At 56.7% G+C, this 21550-nt stretch carries 10 protein-coding genes; 4 read left to right on the top strand and 6 right to left on the bottom strand.

The genetic code is table 11. From position 1 onward, the window contains the following. Positions 1–22: 22 nt before the first annotated feature. The 4 genes from QF010_RS28045 to QF010_RS28060 are packed head-to-tail and all read left to right on the top strand — an operon-like array spanning position 23 to position 14587. Entirely contained in the window at positions 23–3352 is a 3330-nt protein-coding gene (locus tag QF010_RS28045; protein WP_429534359.1) for a Tc toxin subunit A, read from the top strand. Between the two features lie 26 nt (positions 3353–3378). Next, complete coding sequence (locus tag QF010_RS28050; RefSeq protein ID WP_429534360.1) at positions 3379–7269, top strand: Tc toxin subunit A-related protein; 3891 nt, start codon at positions 3379–3381, stop codon at positions 7267–7269. Next, positions 7266–11807 (top strand): SpvB/TcaC N-terminal domain-containing protein, encoded by a 4542-nt coding sequence (locus tag QF010_RS28055; RefSeq protein WP_429534361.1) that lies wholly within the window; start codon positions 7266–7268, stop codon positions 11805–11807. The genes QF010_RS28050 and QF010_RS28055 overlap by 4 nt, the downstream gene beginning before the upstream one ends. Further along, positions 11804–14587 carry an RHS repeat-associated core domain-containing protein gene (locus tag QF010_RS28060; RefSeq protein ID WP_429534362.1) on the top strand — a complete coding sequence of 928 codons (2784 nt, stop codon included), beginning with the start codon at positions 11804–11806 and terminating at the stop codon, positions 14585–14587. The genes QF010_RS28055 and QF010_RS28060 overlap by 4 nt, the downstream gene beginning before the upstream one ends. A gap of 42 nt (positions 14588–14629) precedes the next feature. Here QF010_RS28060 and QF010_RS28065 read toward each other — a convergent pair whose 3' ends face one another. From QF010_RS28065 to QF010_RS28090, 6 genes are all read right to left on the bottom strand, one after another. Continuing rightward, positions 14630–14998, bottom strand: coding sequence for a glyoxalase superfamily protein (locus tag QF010_RS28065; RefSeq protein ID WP_033058177.1), 369 nt, complete (start codon positions 14996–14998; stop codon positions 14630–14632). A 120-nt stretch (positions 14999–15118) separates the two neighbouring features. Continuing rightward, positions 15119–16576, bottom strand: coding sequence for a D-aminoacylase (locus tag QF010_RS28070; RefSeq protein ID WP_429534363.1), 1458 nt, complete (start codon positions 16574–16576; stop codon positions 15119–15121). Between the two features lies 1 nt (position 16577). Further along, positions 16578–17438, bottom strand: coding sequence for a MurR/RpiR family transcriptional regulator (locus QF010_RS28075; RefSeq protein WP_429534364.1), 861 nt, complete (start codon positions 17436–17438; stop codon positions 16578–16580). Between the two features lie 15 nt (positions 17439–17453). Then, a complete protein-coding gene (locus QF010_RS28080; protein ID WP_429534365.1) occupies positions 17454–18803 on the bottom strand; it encodes a GntT/GntP/DsdX family permease in 1350 nt (449 codons plus the stop codon). Between the two features lie 189 nt (positions 18804–18992). Beyond that, entirely contained in the window at positions 18993–20438 is a 1446-nt protein-coding gene (locus QF010_RS28085; protein WP_429534366.1) for a SulP family inorganic anion transporter, read from the bottom strand. 206 nt (positions 20439–20644) lie between these two features. Continuing rightward, positions 20645–21538, bottom strand: coding sequence for an NAD-dependent epimerase/dehydratase family protein (locus QF010_RS28090; RefSeq protein WP_429534367.1), 894 nt, complete (start codon positions 21536–21538; stop codon positions 20645–20647). Positions 21539–21550 lie beyond the last annotated feature (12 nt).

Raw genomic sequence — 21550 nt, forward strand, 5'->3', positions numbered from 1 at the left:
ACTTCATAGGAGATTTATCGGCATGGACGGCTATCCATTACTCCAGGCACTTATCACGGCCAACAGTTCCGAGAAACACCGGGATCTGCAAAAACTCTTCAAAGACGCACTGAAGCTCACTTCAGTGTTCGATATCACTCGACTGACCGAAGCCAGCTTCAAGAAAAAAGTCGGGGACGCGATCAACCGTGACAGTACGCTCAAAGGGCACGCCTCCAGCATCGACATCGGGAAGCTCTACGACAACGCCAAGTGTCTTGCCGCCCAGGTCAGCCATTTATATCGGGAACAACAACTCTCATCTGGACAAACGCAACACCATTGGCACCCCCCAGGTATTCGTGCGGTCGAGAAACAAGGCCCCACCTATACCAATCTGTTTCAGGAAAACTGGGACGAGTCCTGCACAGTAGATTCGATCGCGGCAATCGACTCGCCAGTCGCTTACCTCAGAGCGCTGTACCTGTTTGCCAAGCAACTGGAAACCAGTGCCTCGCAATCAGCAACTGAGACCGTCAACCGAATCCTGCTGGAAAAGCGACGCCCGGATCTCGCAGCTCTGTCGATCGATCAGCAAAATACCTTCACTGCACAGCCCATGCTCAAGATCGTCAATGACATCCTGAACGCGAATATTCAGGAGGCACTGAAGAGCACCGCCGACAAAAACAAATCAACGTATGACGTATTGGCGCAACGACGTTATCCCTTCGCTCTTCCCTACAACATTTTTCATCATCAGTGCCTGCTGGGCCTCAGTGGAAAAACACCTTCGCTGGGAGAATTGAACTACCTCATCAGCACCCACCTTCCCATCACACAGACAGTCAACATTCAGTATGGCCAGGTACGGACATCCACCCCTTTCGAAGCCCAACAACTGTTGTCCGGGCTGAGTCCACAGCAGCAGGCATTACTGACAGAAGTCCCAAGAGAGGATGAGCAGTCTAAAGATAGCTATTGGCAAAGCCTCTATGGCACCGATGCACTTGCCAGCCTGAAAAACTTGGCAAGCTTTATGGAGCGCACAGAACTGAATGCAGGGCAAATCGAAGCGCTGCTCTCGCAAGGCAAACATGCCCCACGCCAATCCAGCAATGACCCAACGGCCGTTTCACTTCCCGGTCCGTATGGCGCTAGTTATATAAACGGCCCTTTCCCGGTAGGCACCACCACTGCCAACAACATGGCAATCATCAAAGTTGAGGGGGTTAAACAGATAGCCGAGGCGACAGACCCGCGACTTGTACGCTTGCAACGAATGATCCGCTTGCAACGCTGGCTCGATATCCCTTTCGCCGAGCTGGATACCCTGATCATCGGCGCGTTTGAATCACAAGTGCCGCGTAACACGCTCATGCAACTCGACACTTATACAGTGTGTACTTTGGGTGTTTATCGCTACTTTAACCGTCGGTACTCGATCAATGCCGAAGAGTTTGCTGCCTTGCTTTATCGAGTATCCCCCTCTGCCACCGGTGATGCCCCCGCCTTATTCGACCGGGTATTCAATCCGGCCCGACTATTCGATACGCCACTGGTACTCGATGGTCGAACCTTCAGCGCTGACGGCTCCGACCCGGCCTCGCATACCATCCTGCAACACCTGAGTGCCAGCCTTGGTCTGCCTCTGACCGAAGACTCGTTATTACTGATCGTCAGGAACACGAAGCAATACCTTGGCCCGCTGAAGTGTGATCTACGCACCCTGTCCTCGATCTATCGGCAGGCGCGGATTGCCCGAATGCTCGGCATTTCAATTGCCGACAGTGCGATGCTCGCAAACTTACTGGGGGGTGAAAGCATCTCTAAATGCTTGGCAAACGGATACGCCCTAGACAGTCGAACAATCCAAATAAACATCAGAAATTCCAGTCAGTATTTCAATCTAGTCGCACGTTTTCGCGCACCCAAGCAAGTCGACCCAGAGAACCCTCCCCTGCTTCTGTCAGGATCAACACTTACAACCAATACTTCATTGTTCGCCGATAGAAATCTCATAGGAAAAATTCACATCCGTTTCCCCGGCGACTCAAGCAATAATGATGACTCCGATGATGAACCCAGCATCACTATCAACCAGATCCCGACCGTTGCCGGTGATACGGTGATCTCTCTTGAGGGTTGCCCAATAGAGCTGCCCAACCGCGATCTCAATGTATTAATACGCAGTGCAACCAAGTTAGCGACCGTGATACAGAGCCCACTCAGTCAAACTAGCAACGACCTCGATAACACTAGCAACTACACCGATGTCACGCTGACGCAGAATGAGCCCCAGGGGCTTGATGTACTCAACTTGCTTGATGTGCTGATGCAAATGGACTGGATAACAAACTGGCTCAGTGAGTCCGCCTACGACATTCCCAAGCTGCGACGCCTCCTGGAGCCCATGGGCAGCGATGATCATTCGTTTCGAGATTTGCGGCAACATCTCACCAAGCTGAACGGCGATACCTTGCAGTGTGTGGTAACCCCACGAGAAGTAGCAGAACTGTCGCTTCCAAAAGACTTCGGGTGGCGTGCCCTACTGGCTAAAACATTGCTTGATGACAACGGCCTGGTAAAAAACTTCGCGCCTGCAATCAAAGACGATGTGCCGCAGAAACTGGCCACCGCACTGAACGACGTTATCGACCCACTGAAATTGGGTAACGTGCTCAAAGATGACTGCAAGCAAAAACTCAAAGACCTGCTACTGCGTGCCCATGATCGACAGCAGCACCTGATAGAGAAGCTCTTGCAGGAAACTTCTCAGCTCCCCATGAACTGCGCAAAGGGGGTGCTGTTATGGGCAAACTCCTCGACCCACGCGGTCCTCGCCGCCGCGCTGAGTGATGCACACTCAACCAGGCTCCCCACAGCACTCCACCCGGTTCTGCGCCACGCCGAAGCTGCCGTTCAACTGCATCTGAGCAACAGCGCCCTGCGCTTGTTCCTGCGCCATCCCGAGTGGCTGGAAACAGCAAACACGCAGCTGAAACTGACACTCAGCAGCTTGTACCTGCTGGATCGTTTCAACCACTGCATGAGCACCCATCAGCACCCGGAGGAAAGCCTTCTGAGCTATCTGGGGCTTGCCAATTCGACTGCCGATACCACGACAACGAACAGTTTCCTGGCCAAATTGCTGGGCTGGACGCCGACCGAAGTCAGTGTGGTGACCGCAACGCTGGCGTCCCGCAAAGCCAAAACAATGAAGGATGTGGATTGGGTAATGCGTTGTCATGCAACCTGCAAGACAACGGGGCTGAGCGCCACCTCACTCCTCGGCGCAACCGCCCTGAACAACGCAAGCGCGTCAGACGCCTGGAAGAAAGTCGGTGAAGCCGTCATGGCCGCCAGTCATTGATCCTGTTACAGGCTCAAGGAATGAACATGTCTATCACCATTGAAAAGCAACTTAATGAAAGTTTGCGTGATGCTCAACTCGCACTCTATCTGTCAGCGATCGTACCTGAAGACGAGATGTTGAAGTCGCTGAAGATCGCCGAACATCTCAAGACGCCTAACGACCTCTATCACTACTGGCTTCTCGATGTGCTGGTCAGCCAGGACGTACCCACCAGCCCGGTGGCTTGCGCCATTGCCAGCCTGCAGCAATACATCAACAGCATTCTGGCCAACATGGAGCCCGGATATCACACCGCGAATATCCCGGCCGACCAGATCGAGACCTGGCGTACCGTGATGCATCACTATCCGACCTGGGTAGCCAACCAGCAGTTGCATTATTTCCCTGCGGTCTATCTGGACCCGACACTTCGCAGGACCAGGACCGACAGTTTTCAGCAACTGGAAAACGACATCAACCAGCACCAACTCACCTCCGAGTCCGTTCAGGCGGCCGTCTTGGCCTACCTGACAAGACTCGAAGAAGTTGCCAACCTGACACTACTCAATGGTTACATCGACGGAAACGATTTCGCCAACAGCACCTATTACTTCATTGCCAAATCCCGAGCCGCGAATACCTACTATTGGCGCTCGCTGGACATGGCCAAGCGTCCCCATACGGGAAGCTCTGCAGTGTCCCTCGCCTCGCCCTCCAAGTTCGATGCCCCCGAGCCAGAGGCCTGGTCGGACTGGAAACGCGTGAATCTGCCGATTTCCGAAAGTGCCATCGAACATACCATTCGCCCGGTCATGTTCAACAATCGTCTGTACGTGATCTGGGCCGAGTGCATCGGCCAGGAAAGTACGGCGGTAACCAAGACGGCAAAAGACAGCGCAACCAGCACAGAAAGACCTGACACCAATCCGCTGTTTCGTTTGAACCTGTGCTACAAAAAATATGATGAGAGCTGGAGCACCCCGCAGACCTGTCTACAGGGTTACGCTTCACGTGCACTGTTTCACAATAAGACCTTGGCTAATATCAAGCTGGACACACACACCATTGCCCTCAATGACGAGCATCACTCAACGCATTCATTGCACATTGGCCTGTATGTAAACGACCAGCTCCCCAAGTCAGATATTGCGCCGCAGTTCCAACTATCGGTAGATATCGATAAAGACTCGATTATCACAACGAGTCCTACACGATCCAATACTGAAGAACTTGCCATAGCAATAATGCATAAACTTCTTCATTCGGGCATTCCCATCACGGCTGCCAGCGAGTGGAATAAGGCAAACAAAAGAACGCTCCAGTTCAGCCGAATAAACGCGGACAGCGTAAAACTTAAAGCCCCTCGATTTAACTTCCGCCTGGCCGATAATTCAGGCACGACAGAATTTATTGATTTTGCAAATTCTACAATAGAAAAAAGTGACGTCTCGACCGACGAAAATCGCAATCCTGTTCGAATGAACATCACCTTCGCCAGGCATCTGATCGAGCGCGCCGAAACGGGCATGGACAAACTGCTGAGCTGGGAAACTCAGCACCTGCAGGAGCCTGCTTTCAGGGAAAACGGTACGCCTGAGAACGTGGATTTCTACGGCGCCTATGGTCGCTACTTCGTGGAGTTGTTCCTTTATCTTCCATGGCTGGTGGCACACCGCTTTAACCTGGAGCGCCAATACGGTGAGGCCGAACGCTGGTTGCAATACGTGTTCAACCCCGGCCGCAAAAAAGTCAATGAAGGCAACCCCGACTATTGGAATGCCGTGCCATTAATCAGCGCCAGTCCATCCCCCGGCCAACCCAGCTACGCCATCCAGGACCCACAAGACCCGCATCAGATTGCCCTTAGTTATCCCGTGCACTTTCGCAAAGCCTTGTACATGCTCTACATCGATATCCTGGCCAATCGCGGTGACACGGCCTACCGCACGTTGACCCCCGATGGGCTGGCGCAAGCCAAGCTCTGGTACATCCGCGCACTGGACCTTCTGGGCCCTCGCCCGGATCTCAGGCAAACCGACCTCTGGTCTACCGTCACACTGCAAAAATTCAGTGACGAGACCAACAGCGCTCTGCGCGCTTTTGAGAATGAGCTTGGCATAAACAAAAGAAACCAACCGACAGCAACCTCCCCCAACATTGCGCCCCAGGTGTGCGTGCGTCCGTATGCACCGCCCCCCTCGGTACACGCGATTGACACGCCACACTTGCGACTACCGTTCAACCCGGTGCTGATCTCGCGCTGGGAAAAGCTGGAAAGTCGCTTGCACAACCTTAGACATAATCTCGACATTGTCGGCAAGCCACTGAGTTTCTCCCTCTTCAAGGCGCCCGCTACACCAGGCGATTTATTGCGCTCCAATCCTCAGCGTGCGGCAGAACCCGGCATTGAGCGACGCCCAAGTCTGGATATCCCGCCCTACCGCTTCAGCACCCTGCATGCCCATGCCATAAGCGCGGTAGATACCGTGATTCAGTTCGGTACAACGCTGTTGTCATTCATCGAGCGTACCGAGCAAGCCAGCTATCAGGAAATTCAGCAACAACACCTCTGGGATCTGGCAAACATTACGGTAGACCTACAAACCCAGGCGTTGAAGATCGACCAGAAGAACAAGGAGGCCTTGCTAGCCAGTAAAGCCATTGTCGAAGGGCGTGTGGATTATTACAGTCAACGGGTCAATGAGGTGGTCAATACAGAAGAGGTCGCCGCCGCCACATTGCACCTCACAGGGCGTATTGCTGAAGCCTCTGCCTACGCGGCCCAAGTGGTCGGCCATGGCCTGAAGGTCATTCCCAACATTTTTGGCCTGGCAGACGGCGGTCATCGCGTCGAGGGTGTGCCCTTTGCGGTCATGGCCGGAGCTCAAGGCGTGGCAGCTGCTGCTCATGGCGCTGGCGACGCCCTCGAACGTGCTGAGCAATACCGTCGTCGCCATCAGGAGTGGACACTCGCTCGCGATCAGGCAAGACTCGAAATCGCACAAATCGATGCACAACTGGCACTTGAAGCCGAACGGGAGACAGCCTCCCTGCTGCTGTTACGACAGACTCAAACGGCACTCAACCAAGCCAGAACCACCTACGACTTCCTCAGCAAGCGCTTTACCAGCTCGCAGCTTTACCAGTGGTTCACTGGCCAGCTGTCCATCTTCTATTACCAGGCGTATGACGAAGCCTTGTCGCTGTGCCAACTCACCGAGTCATGTTGGCGCTACGAGATGGCCGAGTATTCCACACAGCCGTTCTTCCAACCCCAGGGCTGGAACAGTACCTACCGCGGACTCGGCCCTGGGGAGTCGATGAAACTGGGCTTGCTGAAGATGAAGAGCGCCTACCTTTTGGGTCATGAGCGCGAGCTGGAAATTCGCAAGACCGTGTCGTTACGCCTGCTCAAAGACAAGGACAAGACCCCTGAATCCATTAATAAGCCCTGGAACGATACGCCTGCGCAGGGTGTGAAACCTGCGGTCACAGGCCTCAAATCAGGTCTTGTAAATAATGGCTCATGTGAATTCGAACTGACCCAGCCCCTGTTTGACAATGACTACCCAGGGCACTGCCTGCGCCGGATCAAGAGCATCAGCATCTCCCTGCCGGCGATCCTGGGCCCTTATGAGGATATCCGCGCTATCCTGACCCAGACCAGCAGCGATGTTGTCATGCCCAACGGCAGCAAAATGAGTAGCCGCCGAGCCAGTCAGCAAATAGCCCTTTCGACCGGTATCGACGACAACGGTCTGTTCACGTTGAACTTTCAGGACGAACGCTATCTGCCCTTCGAGTACACCGGCGCAATTTCAAAATGGAAGCTGTCGTTCCCTAATCACGCCGTTCAGAAAGCCATGCTCGAATCGCTCACCGATATCATCGTGCAGGTGCAGTACACCGCCAAGGCTGATGGGGGTGCCCGATGAGCGAACAAACCTCCATACCTGTCGATCTTCCGGCTCTGCCCAAGGGCGGCGGGGCGATTCAAAGCATTGGTAATGGCTTAGGCCCGATAGGGTCCAGCGGTGCGGCGTCCTGTGAGATCCCCCTGCCTGTTTCACCGGGTCGCGGATATGCCCCAGCCCTGGCCCTGAGCTACAGCAGTGCTCAAGGCAACGGTATTTTCGGCCTCGGCTGGAAATTGTCCCTGCCTACCGTTACACGACACACCCGTCTGGGCGTTCCGGCCTACACCCACGATGATTTGTTCGTCGGCCCCGGTGGTGAGGTCTGGATGCCTGAACGGGACAGAACAACAGGCGCAATCAAATCCAGCCACAAAATGTGCAGCGACGGCAAACAGCTGGTGCAACATGCTGTCGTGCGTTATCGACCTCGGATCGAAGCCGCCTTCGACTTGATCGAGCATTGGTCCAGCGCCACGAACAAACCGGGCTTCTGGCTGATACACAGCGCCGATGGCAGCCAACACCTGTACGGAAAAACATCGTCGGCACATCGCGCAGATCCCGACGCATCAGTGCGGGTAGGCGAGTGGTTGCTCGAAGAGAGCATGAATGCTCATGGCGAGCATATTCTTTATGAGTACACCGCTGATGAGGTCGCGACTCAGGGCTCCGCCGATTACCGCGCCCAGCGCTACCTGAGTCGCGTGCGCTATGGCAATTTCCACGGTGACTCACAGTTGTACCTGTGCAAGGTCGATGGCCTCAACGATAAGAAATGGCATTTCGAGCTGTGTTTCGACTATGGCGAACGCAGCGTTAGCCTGGAAGACACGCCTGGTTACGAAGGGACGCTGCCGTGCTCTGTACGCAGTGATCCGTTCTCGGAGTTCGCCTACGGTTTTGAATTGGGCACTCAACGCTTGTGCCAACAGGTTCTGATGTTTCATTACTTCCCGGATGAAACATCGATGGGCCGCGAACCAATACTGGTGCACCGCCTCCTGCTCCAGTACCAAACTGGCGCTCTATCCTATAACTGCCTGAGCGCAGCGTTGAACCAAGCCTTTGGCGACAATACCAATGAATATCAACCTCCACTTGAGTTCACCTACACCGGTTTCACGCTCAAGCCTGAGGCTCGCCACTTCAAACCCTTCGAGGCGCTGGCCAGGCTCAATCACCAGGAGCAGTTTCAGTTCGTCGATCTGCTGGGAGAAGGACTGCCGGGCATTCTTCATCGAACAGACAAAAGCTGGCGTTACAGCCAGCCTTTGCGGGACGACAACGCAGAAGATCACGTCATGTACGCACCATGGCGCGAGCTGCCACGAATCCCGCTGGCCGACAGCCGAAAGTCTCCTCGACAATTTCTCGGTGACCTCAGCGGTGACGGCCGTCCGGACTGGATCGTGGCACACCCCGAGTTCAGCGGTTTTTTCACGCTGAGCCCGGATGGAGATTGGTCGAATTTCACCTCATTCACCGCTGTTCCGACCGAGTTTTTCCATCCTCAAGGACAATTGGCCAGTCTGATGGGGACCGGGCGCAGCGATCTGATCATGATCGGACCGCGCAGTGTTCGCCTGTACGCCAACCAGAACAAAATCGGCTTCGCCCCCGCAACCGAGGTGTCACGCCACACCGATGAAGATGATCTGCCGCAGCCCGGCAACTCATCCTGTGAACTGGTGGCCTTCAGCGATCTTCTGGGCAGCGGCCAACAGCACTTGATCCGTATTCGTCACAACGAAGTGAAATGCTGGCCCAACCTGGGCCAAGGACGCTTCGGGAAGGGGCGGGTGATCGCCACCCTGGATTTCTCATACGAGCAATTCGATGCATCCCGCGTCCTGCTGGCCGACCTGGACGGCTCGGGGGCCGCTGACCTTGTTTATCTGCAACCTGATTGCGCGCGCATTTTCATGAACCACGGCGGTAACACACTGGGGCCTGCGGTCGACTTACCCTGGCCCGAAGGCCTGCGCCATGACCGACTTTGCAAGGTCAGCGCCGCAGACCTGCAGGGGGTTGGCTGCTCCAGTCTGGTTTTCAGCGTACCTGGAGAGGAAAGCCGGCATTGGCGCTATGACTTCATTGACACCAAACCCTACTTGCTCAAGTCGACCAACAACAACATGGGCGCTAGTGGCAGCGTCAGCTATCGCAGTTCTGCACAAGAGTGGCTGGACGAAAAAAAGCAGTTACTCAAGAACAACAAACCAGCGATTTCACGTTTGCCATTTCCTCTGTTCCTGGTCAAGCAACAGACTCAGTACGACGAAATCACCGGCAATCGGCTGACCCAGCGGTTCAAATATCGACGTGGCTTCTACGACAGCACCGAACGAGAGTTCCGGGGTTTCGGCCTGCTCCAGCAAACCGATAGCCCAACCAGCCGTGGCAGCACAGAGAACAGTCCTCACACCTCAGCGACACTGACCAAGACCTGGTTCCACACCGGTGAAGAGGTAGACCCGTCCAACCTTGGTTACAACCGTAGCGATGCGACAGCCGCAGCCCTGAAGGCAACAGTTCTCGAGATGGGAGAAAGCTGGGGGCCAGCTGAACACACGCCGGCCGTTGACGCCATCAGTCACATGCTGGCCCGAAGGCGCGAGTTCGCTCGAGCGTTGAGCGGCCACACTTTGCGGGTAGAAACGTACGGTCAGGACCAGTCCCCGAAAGCAAAGCACCCTTATTCGGTGCAACAACATCGGTACCTGATACGTGAGTTCAGAGGCCTGGGGAAACACAGCCCCTATTCAATCGTGCATCCCGCAGTCGTGGAATCCATTAACTATCAGTACGAGCGCATTCCTGATGATCCTCGCTGCACCCACACGATCAATCTGGAATGGGACTCCTATGGTCACCTCACCCACAGCCTGGAGATCAGTTACGCACGGCGTAAAACGGCTACCGATCCCCCCCCTTTCACGGATACCTGGCAAAACAAATGGTGGGGCGATGCCCATGACGAGGACCAGCAGTATTACTACCTGAACGAAACAAAAGCTCAATTTATCAACGTTAACACCCAGGGCAGGCGCCTGGGCCTGCGTTACCTGCAACGCACCAACGCGCTGAGGTTGCCCAAGACACCCTCGGCCGGAGGCCTGACCCCCAACACCATTAACTATGAAAACATATTGGAACTGAGCAATTCAGCGACCTGGGAAACCAGGCGGGTCATGACCGACCTGTCTTTACAGCGTTACAGAAAACCAGACGCAAGCGACACCTTCGCTGATGGCCAGGCCAGCGTCGAAGCCTTGTTTGATCACCTTGAAACAGCCGAACTCAATGAGCTGGCGTTGAAGGCCTACGACGTGCTCAAACTTATACCGAGCAACGCGTCTTTTGATATGACGAAGAAACTCCAGGGCAGTGGCTACAAAAAAATGTCCATCACTTTAGCGGCCGACAAGGAGTGGGATAAACAGGGCAACCTCTGGTCTGTACGACGCGGTTTCACCACTTACGCAAAACTGGACGGTTTTTTCAGGGCGCTGACATTCAAGGAAAGCCAACAGCATGGCTCAACGGCTATCACCTACGACGCTTATTACTGCCTGACCACCACTGTCAAACTACCGGACATCTGCACCACCACAGCGTCAAATATTGACTACCGAATACTCCAGCCAAAACAGATCACCGACCCCAACGGTAATGTCCAGGAAGCGTTGTACGATGTAGCCGGACAAGTTCAAGCCATCAGTTACCACAAAAGCAACTCCGGTAAGGATATCGGCTTCAAACCCATTGCCACCTATACCCGCCATTACGATGAGCGGCCCGACATCGCCATCGAAAATCCCGGCAGGGCACTCCAGGATGTCGCCAGCGTCTACTTTTACTCTCCGCTCAGTTGGATGGGACATATTGCGGCCACCACAACGCAAGAGCAGGACTGGCGCAAACAAGCCGTTGCGCAAGGCGATCTGTTGCCCAGCGGGCATGTCCGCGCCAGCGCTCGTACTCGTCTGGCCGACCTCAGTACCAAAACACCTTACGAGCAAAAACTCCAGACGCTGATAGAAAGCGTGGCACGCGAACCGGTGCACTGCGCCACGATGCAGGCAGACCGATTCCACAGCGACTCTGAACGACAAACCCGCATCGCCGTCGTTTGCTGGGATGGTTTTGGCCGGCAGTTACAAAGCAAACAAAAAGTCGAGCCAGGAATGGCCTGGATCGTTAATGAAGGCGGCACACTGACGCGGTTGAATGACAAACCGCAAGAGCGCGAAGTCAATCTTCGCTGGCGTGTCAGCGAGCGTATCGAATACGACAATAAAGGCCTGGTAATTCGTACCTATCGGCCCTACTTCAGTGACCGGCATCGGTACATCAACGATGAGTCGCTACGTCAGTCAGGACTTTGCGATCAGCATTTCCATGACCCACTGGGCCGACTCATTCGCGTCATCAATGCCAACGGCGACGAGCGTCGGTACACCTACCACCCCTGGTATTCCATCACCGAGGACGAGAACGACACCCGGCCCGACACGCCGTCCGATGATTCAACTACGCATGGAGGCGAAGTATGAGTACCACCATTCATCATCACACCCCGACACTGAACGTCGTCGACGGTCGTGGCTTTCAGGTTCGCGAAGTCACCTACCTGTGCAATGAATCCATCGCACAACCTCAGGCCCGTATTGCTCGTTACGTACATGAAATCAATGGTCAGGTCGTTGAGCAACGCAGCAGCGCCAGCGTAATAACCGCTGATTCAAAGCAGCTCCGCAGTCTGTCGGGGGCTTTGTTACTGACCCAAAGCATCGATGCAGGCTGGCGCCTGACCTTCTTCGGCGAAGCCGGTCAGGTGGCGGAAAAATGGGACTCTCGCGGTAACCATTGGCAAACGCACCATGACAATCAGTTGCGCCCGACGGTGACTTACGAAAAGCCCGACGGAAAAAACCGCCAGGCCATCGAGCGTTTTACTTATGCAGATAACTCAACCGACCATGCGAAAACGAACCAGTGCGGTCGGTTGATTCGCCATGATGATCCGGCAGGCAAACTGCTTTTATCCGAGTATGACCTGACGGGAAAGTTGCTCAGCGAAACGCGACACTTTCTGAAAGATCTACAAGCACCGGACTGGCCGGAAGAACTCGACAAACGTGATGAGCTGCTAGAAAACGATACCGCGCACACCACCCACTGGCAGTACGCCCCCACTGGCGAGACCCTCAAACAAAAAGATGCCAAAAGGCATACACAATACTTCTGGTTCGATGTCGCCGGACAGCTCAAAAAAGTCACCCTGCAACTCGATGGTGTCATCAAACACACGCTGATTCTCGATCAGGTCAGGTACAACGCCCTGGGTCAGATCGAATCGCAGACCCTGGGAGGAAAGATCACCAGTGCAGCGGTTTACACGCCTGAAAATGGCCGCATGAACCAACTGAAAACGTCGCGAGCAGGAAAGGCTCTCCAAGAGCTGCACTACGCCTATGACGCTGTCGGCAATGTGTTGAACGTCGAGGATCACACCAAACCCGAACAGCACAACGCCAACCAACGCATAGAGCCGATCAGCACTTATGTCTACGACAGTCTCTATCAACTGACCCAGGCTTCGGGTCGTGAAGAGCACGGAGCACGGATTCACGCACCGCTCCCCGATTGGTTGCCGAGTCCGGGTGACCGGAGCCGGCTACGCAACTTCACTCAGCGTTATACCTATGATGAGCGCGCGAATCTGATCAAGCTGCAACATCAGTGCGAGGGAAATAATTACACCCGTGAGATGGGCATCGCCCCTGACAGCAATCGCGGGCTGTTATGGAAAACGGGCGATCCGACACCCGACTTTGCAAAGGGCTTCGACACCAACGGCAATCTACAACTGCTGCAAGCCGGGCAACCTATGGAGTGGAACGCACGCAACCAATTACAACGCGTGACACTGGTCGAACGCACAGAGCAAGCAGCGGATGCGGAAAGCTACTTCTACGACGGCAACGGTCAGCGCGTTCGCAAACGACAAATCCAAAAGGCACACGCGCTCATCCACTGCAATGACGTCACCTATTTGCCGGGCCTGGAGATCCGTGAAAGCACTAAGGAGAAACTCGATGTCATCACTGTGCAAGCAGGGCGCTGCAGTGTGCGTTGTCTGCATTGGAGCCAGGGAACTCCCTCGGCTATCACGAATGACGCTTTGCATTACAGCTTCGATGACCATCTGGGCTCCAATACAATGGAGCTGGACGCCGAAGGCAACCTGATCAGCGAGGAAGGTTATTACCCCTATGGCGGCACGGCCTGGAGGGCTGCCCGTACAGAACTGGAAGCGAAGTACAGAACCATTCGCTACTCAGGCAAGGAACGCGATGCCAGTGGGTTGTATTACTACGGCCAACGGTATTACGCGCCATGGTTGCAGCGCTGGATCAGTCCTGATCCGGCCGGTGCGGTTGACGGGTTGAATCTGTATTGCATGGTCGGGAATAACCCGGTGAGATTCATCGATCACCAGGGCCTGGGAAAAGACGATATCGTCACTGACTTTGCGGCTAAGGGCCGGGCCAGATCACAACAGATCATGTCATCAGCCTCTCAAGTGTATCCCGGCACAACACCGGCGAAGCGGGAGAGTTTCCGCAAGAAGAACATCGGAACGAACCCGGACTACAAATTCACCAAAGGCGTGCTGAAGGATCATCTTGTTGCTCATTCCTATGCGGTAGACACAGAGCATGAGCAAACATTTATGGACTATTTCAACATCGCAGCGCCCAAAAAAGGCCCGACTGACTATAAAGGTGTAGACGCTGGCTATAAGGGCAGTGCTACGAGCACAGAGTTCTACCTGAACTTCGGAAGTTACAAAATCAATAATACTGCCGAGTACATGATGGATTTATCAACGCGGTACAGCGCAGCGAACGACGACTTGCTACATAAAAGAAGCTTCACCGAAGCTGAACTGATAGCTGATCCAACCCTGAGCAGGACGACCAGTCAAAGCAATGAACTACAACCGTATACGCGAGAGCTTATCGCAACGCATATCGAGCACAGCGACGGAATCATTCCGATAAGAGCTGGCGGTCCAGGGGCTCACTCAGAAGTCAGGCTCTTGAACTCGGTCGTTGCACTCTATCCAAACCGTGCTGAAAGGTTGCTTACTGACTTACACCTGTTCACGGACACCTTAATGAAAGGTGACGTCCCCGTGGCATTTCCAGCCTGCCACAATTGCAGCGGCATCATTCCTCAAGGCATCAATATCCCGACCGGGCGCAGTATTAGAGACTATCAATCGTTCAATGCTCATGTCCTGAGCATCAGGAGTGCTGAGCATTGACAGTCTTTGGCACAGAAGCCGCTAACGCAAAACAGTCCTAGCTCAAATACTGATCGCACTGGTAAACACCAACCGATTCCCAAACGGATCAGCGATGGTCATGTCCTGGCTACCCCAGGGCATGGCCTGGATCTGTGGGTGCGCAAACTTATATTCCTTGGCCAGCAACTGCTGCTGGAACACTTCCAACTCATCAGTCTCGATCCGCAACGCCGAGCCCGGTGTGCTGTCGCCGTGGTGTTCGGACAGATGCAGCACGCACTCACCACGAGAGACTTGCAGGTACAACGGAAAGTTGGGCTCGAAGCGATGCTGCCAGTCGATCTTGAAACCCAGGAAGTCGACGTAGAACTCCACGGCCTTGATTTCATCGAAAATCCGCAGGATCGGGGTGGTTTTGCCGAAGCTCATGGAGTTGCTCCCAGACTGATAAGGCCCAGAGTGTAGCTGGGCGAGATGTCAGCGCTTCGGCTTGGCGATGCCTTTCTTTAGTCTCAATGTGCCATCACTGTGACGCAGCACTCGGAATGTTTACTGGAATCCGTCACGCAAGTCCCCTTGCCGCGCCAGAAACCGCCCTTCCCTTCTTCCGTTTGCCTGGCCTTCGCTGTAACTCAAGACACCGTTGACCCACACCCCATCGATACCTTCCGCCGCCCGTTGCGGATCATTGAAATCAGCCACGTCGCGAATGGTCACAGGATTGAACAACACCAGATCCGCCCAATGTCCTTCACGGATGTCGCCACGTTCCTTCAAGCCAAATCGCGCCGCCGACAACCCGGTCATCTTGTGCACGGCGGTGTGCAGCGGAAACAGCCCTACATCGCGACTGAAATGTCCGAGCACGCGTGGGAATGCGCCCCACAAGCGTGGATGCGGAAACGGGTCTTCCGGCAATCCGTCAGAGCCCACCATCGACAGCGGATGCGCAAGGATTCTTCGTACATCCGCCTCATCCATTCCGTAGTAGACCGCGCCGGCCGGTTGCAGGCGTCGAGCGGCATCAAGTAGCGGCACGCCCCATTCGGCGGCGATGTCCATCAGGTCACGGCCACCCACTTCAAGGTGAGGCGTTGACCAGGTGATGGTGATGCGATGAGCGTCGGTGACTTGCTTGAGGTCCAGCGTCGATGAACTCGCCGCGTAGGGATAACAGTCGCAGCCTACCGGATGGGTTTTCGCCGCGTGTTCGAGGGACGCCAGCAGTTGTGGACTACGCCCCCAGTTACCGGCGCCGGCACATTTGAGGTGGGAAATGATCACCGGGGATTTCGCGTGGCGGCCAATCTGGAATGCCTCGTCCATGGCCTCCAGCACCGGCTCGAATTCGCTGCGCAAATGGGTGGTGTAGACCGCGCCGAAGGCGGTCAGCTCTTCAGTCAGCTGCATCACTTCATCGGTGGAAGCCGAGAAGGCGTTGGCATAGGCAAGCCCCGTGGACAAACCCAACGCACCGGCCTCAAGACTTTCACGCAGTTGCTCGCGCATCGCGCTGATTTCGCCCTGCGTGGCAGTGCGAAACAGATCGTCGAGGTGGTTGCTGCGCAGCGCCGTGTGGCCGACCAGTGCGGCCACGTTCAGCGTGGTATTCGCCGCTTCGACGGCGGCGCGGTAGTCGCTGAACCTCGGATAAACGAACGCTGCTGCGGTGCCGAGCAAGTTCATCGGGTCGGGAGGATCGCCGCGCAAACTCACCGGCGAAGCGCTGATCCCACAGTTGCCGACAATCACGGTGGTCACGCCCTGGCTGAGCTTGGGCAGCATCTGCGGCTGGCGGATCACCACGGTGTCGTCATGGGTGTGCACGTCGATGAAACCTGGCGCCAACACGCGGCCGGCGGCGTCGATTTCTTCGCTGGCGCTGGCATTGTGCAAGTCGCCGATGCGCTCGATGCGCCCCTTCAGAATCGCCACGTCGGCGGGATAACCGGGGGCGTTGCTGCCATCGATGATCAGGGCGTTGCGAATCAGCGTGTCGTACTTCATGTCAGTCTCCCAGCGGCAAGTGATCGTCGCCGCCGCGGTAATCGTCGAGGGCGAGTTTGATCCGCCGCAGACGCTCTTGATTGTGTTCGGGATTGGCCAGCGCCAGCTCGGTGGCAAGCACGTCGATGGCCAGCAACATGCCGTAGCGTGCCGCCGTGGGTTTGTAGATGAAGGAGGTTTCGACGCCTTGCAGCGGCAGCAGCACATCCGCCAATTGCGCCAGCGGCGAGTCGGCCCGGGTGATGGCGATAATCCGTGCGCCGTAGTTGCGGGCCAGCTCGACGGCCTCGAGCAGTTCGGGCGTGATGCCGGTCAGCGAGCAGGCAATGACTGCGCGTTCGGCATCGAGGCTGGCGGCGGTGACGCGCATCATCACCGGGTCGTGGCACACCGCAATCGGGTAGCCGAATCGCACCAGCCGCACTTGCAATTCATCACTGCACAAGGTCGAGCAACCACCCATGCCGAACGCATGAATCATCCGCGCCTTGCCCAGCAATTTCACCGCGTCGGCGAAACGCGACTCGTCGAACGCCGACAGGTGCTGGCGCAAGGTCGACTCGATATCGCCAACGATCTGCCCGTAAAACGCCGACTGATCGGGCGTGCCCGCCGGGTCCAAAAAACGGCTGCCGACGCCGCTGGCCTGGGCCAGTTGCAGCCGTAGATCGCGCAAGTCGCGGCAGCCGACGGTGCGAGCAAAACGCGAGAGCGTGGCGGTGCTGACTTCCGCTCTCTGCGCCAGTTCATCGAGGCTGGCGGCGGAGGCAAATCCTACGTCGTCGAGCATCAGCCGAGCGATGCGTCCTTCGCCCGCACTGAAGGAATCCTGACGGGCGCGGATCTGGTAGAGGATGTCCATGGCAGGCGGCTCCGGCTAAAGCAGATAAGAAAGACCCACGGTCAGGCCGAAGGCGACCACCGAGATAATGGTCTCGAGCACTGTCCAGGTCTTGAAGGTCTGGGCGACGGTCATGTTGAAGTATTCCTTGATCAACCAGAAGCCGCCGTCATTGACGTGGGAAAAGATAACCGACCCCGCGCCCGTCGCCAGCACCAACAGCTCTGGATGGGGATAACCCAGACCAATGGCCACCGGCGCGACGATGCCCGACGCGGTGGTCATGGCCACCGTGGCAGAACCGGTGGCGACGCGCATCAATGCAGCAAACAGCCAGCCCATCAGCAGCGGCGACAGGTGGAATACCTGGGCCAGGCTGACGATCTGATCGGTGACGCCAGCGTCCACCAGAATCCGGTTCAAGCCACCGCCCGCACCCACCAGCAAGGTGATGCTGGCGGTCGGTGCCAGGCATTCGTTGGTGAATTTGAGGATCGATTCGCGGTTGAAACCCTGAGCCAGACCGAGGGTCCAGAAACTCAGTAAAGTCGCCAGCAGCAAGGCAATTACCGAATTGCCGATAAACAACAGAAACTGATTGAAACCGCTGCCCGACGTGGAGATCAGATTGGCCCAGCCACCGACCAGCATCAGCACCACCGGCAACAGAATAGTCGCCATGGTGATGCCGAAACCCGGCAAGCTGTCGCGCGGTTCACGCTCGAGGAACTGCCGCTCCAGCGGATTATCTTCCGGCAGTTGAATGCGCGGCACGATGAACTTGGCGTAGAGGGGGCCGGCGATGATCGCGGTCGGAATCCCGATCAGGATCGCGTACAGCAAGGTCTGCCCCACCGAGGCCTGATACGCCTGCACCGCCAGCATCGCCGCCGGGTGTGGCGGCACCAGGGCGTGGACCACCGAGAGCCCGGCGACCATCGGCAAACCGACCATCAGAATCGACACGCCCACGCGCCGCGCTACCGTGAAAGCGATCGGCACCAGCAGTACAAAACCGACTTCGAAGAACAGCGGCAGTCCTACAAGGAAAGCGATGCAGACCATCGCCCAGTGCGCATTTTTCTCACCGAAGCGCTCGATCAACGTTCGCGCCATCTGCTCGGCGCCGCCGGACTCGGCCATCATTTTGCCGAGCATGGTGCCCAGTGCGACCACCAGCGCGATATGGCCCAGCGTCTTGCCGACGCCCGCCTCGTACGCCCCCACCACGCCCGACGGCGGCATCCCCGCCAACAGCGCCAGGCCGATGGACACCAAGGTGATAACAATGAACGGATTGAGTCGGTAACGGGCGATCAGAACGATCAGCGCGATGATGGCGATGGCGGCGTAAACCAGCAGCCAATAGCCGAAGGACGGTGTCATGCGGTACTCCTCGAAAGGGTCACGTCGAATGGGTTGTGAAACTCATAAAACATTTCGAGGTGTGATTTTCAAACGAGGTGAAAGTAATTTTCGTGCAGGGATAAGGGTTGTCGCGCAGAGGTATGCGGGGTCGTGTGTTATGAAAATCGGGCAGGCGGATTTTCATCACGCCTGCTGAGGAGTCAGGCGTCAGTCGTGATTCACGCGGGCGCGCTTGAGCAGTTTCTTGCAGCGTTCGGACAAGTGCAGCACGCGCAGGTGCTTGCCAGCCTTGGTGTAGCGATCTCGCAGCGCATTCAGCGCGGCGATGGCCGAGTAGTCGACGAAGCTCAGGTGGCGACAATCGATCGTCACGACGGGCGGATCGTTGGCGGGATCGAACTGATTGAGAAAAGGCGCCGTCGAGGCGAAGAACAGCGTGCCATGCAGAAGGTAAAGCTTACTGCCATCGGCTTCGAGGTGACTGTCGGCATAAAGCTCACGGGCCTGCTGCCAGGCGAAGTTGAGCGCCGCAATGATGATCCCGCAGAGCACGGCGGTGGCCAGATCGGTGAACACCGTTATGACCGTTACCGCGATGATCACCAACACGTCGTTCAGCGGCACTTTGTTCACCACCCGCAACGAGGCCCAGGCAAACGTCTGCTGCGACACCACGAACATCACCCCGACCAATGCGGCCAGCGGGATGCGCTCGATCAGCGGCGAAAGGAAGAGGATGAACAGCAAAATCATCACCCCGGCCACCACACCGGACAGCCGACCGCGCCCGCCGGAACTGAGGTTGATCACCGTCTGCCCGATCATGGCGCAGCCGCCCATACCGCCGAATACACCAGAGACCATGTTGGCCGCGCCCAGCGCCACGCATTCGCGATCCGGATAGCCACGGCTCTCGGTGATCTCGTCGGTCAGGTTCAGGGTCAGCAGGGTTTCCAGCAGACCGACCAACGCCATCAATATCGCGTAAGGGGCGATGATGCGCAGGGTCTCCAGGTTCCAGGGGATGTCTGGCAGCGCAAAGGTCGGCAAGCCGCCGGCGATGTGCGCCATGTCGCCCAAGGTGCGGGTCGGCAGGCCGAGCAGATAAACCGCCAGACCCACGCCCAGAATCGCCACCAGCGCTGGCGGCACGGCGCGCGTAAGACGCGGCATCACGTAAACGATGGCCATCGTCACGGCAACCAGCCCTGCCATCAGGTACAGCGGCGTGCCGCTGAGCCAGACGTCACCGCTCTTGAAGTGTTCCAGCTGCGCCAGGGCAATGATGATCGCCAGGCCGTTGACGAAGCCGAGCATCACCGGGTGCGGCACCATGCGCACCAGCTTGCCCAGTTTCAGCAACCCGAATGCGAGCATGATCAATCCGCCCAGCAACACGGTCGCCAGCAAGTACTGCACGCCGTGCTGCACCACCAGCGCGACGATCACCACGGCCATCGATCCGGCGGCGCCGGACACCATGCCCGGCCGCCCACCGAAAAGTGCGGTCAGGGTGCAAATGATGAAAGCGCCGTAAAGCCCCATCAACGGATTGAGGTGAGCCACCAGCGCGAAGGCGATGCATTCGGGTAGCAGGGCGAAAGACGTGGTGAGTCCGGCCAGGACATCGGCGCGCAGACGTTTGGGTTTCATGGGTGACCTAAAATACAGGCGGGGAAAGAGGGGGCGGATGTTACGGAATTGAGGGCGGCCCGGCCAGTTATTGGGCCGCCAGAAACGCAATCGCGGGCAAGCCACGCTCCCACAGGTTTTGCATCGTTCGCGAAACTGATGAACGACACAATACCTGTGGGAGCGTGGCTTGCCCGCGAAGAACGATGACGCGGTCTACAGCGAACTCAAACCATCTCGTCCCGAATCCATTCAATCACCGATGTACGCTTCGGCGCCCAGCCCAGCAATTCGCGCGCCTTTTTACCGCGAACCCGGCTGTTGGAGCCCAGGCCATAGTTGGCCATTTCATAACCCCACTCGGCTTCGGCCTCTTTCAGCGGCCAGTCTTGTGGCTCATCCAGATTCAGCGCTTGGGCGATCGCAGTGGTCATGTCGATGAACGACGCTTCACCGCTTTCGACGAAGTAGAAGGTGCCCGGTACGTTGTTGGTCAGCGCCAGCAGGTACAGGGAAACCACATCTTGAATGTGCACGTTGGACCAGATGTTCTGGCCGCTACCGACATGCCGGACCACGCCACTTTTACGCGCCTGTTTCAGCAAGCGTGGTAGCTGCACGCTGTCACGATTCACGCCCAGGCTATGGCCGTAGATCAGGGTGTTGCAGATCACTGCCGAGTTCACCCCGTCCTTGGCTGCGGCGAGGATCAGGTTGTCGATGGCCACGCGAGCAGCCTTGTCGACGGTAGGGGCCGGCAGGTTGTCTTCGTAATAGATAACGTCACTGGATTTGCCGCCCGACGCATCGCCGACGATGCTTGAGCCGCTGGTGTGCAGGAACACTTTGTTGGTACCGCGAAGTGCATCGAGCAACGCTTCTACCGCGCCGCGATGGTCGCTGCTGGCGGCGTTGATCACGGCGTCGGCAGCGCGGGCCTGGTCGGCCAGCAATGCGCTGTCGTCAAGCGTGCCGAGCACCGGGGTGATGCCCAAAGCACTCAGTTCATTGGCTTGTTCGGTACTGCGCACCAGGCCGGTGACCTTGTGACCCGCCCGGACCAGACCGGTGGCGATGGAGCCGCCGATGAAACCCGCTGCGCCGGTAATGAATACGTTCATGGAGAAACTCCC

Origin of the sequence: Pseudomonas silensiensis, assembly GCF_050434865.1 — a bacterium.
Lineage (GTDB): Bacteria > Pseudomonadota > Gammaproteobacteria > Pseudomonadales > Pseudomonadaceae > Aquipseudomonas > Aquipseudomonas fluorescens_W.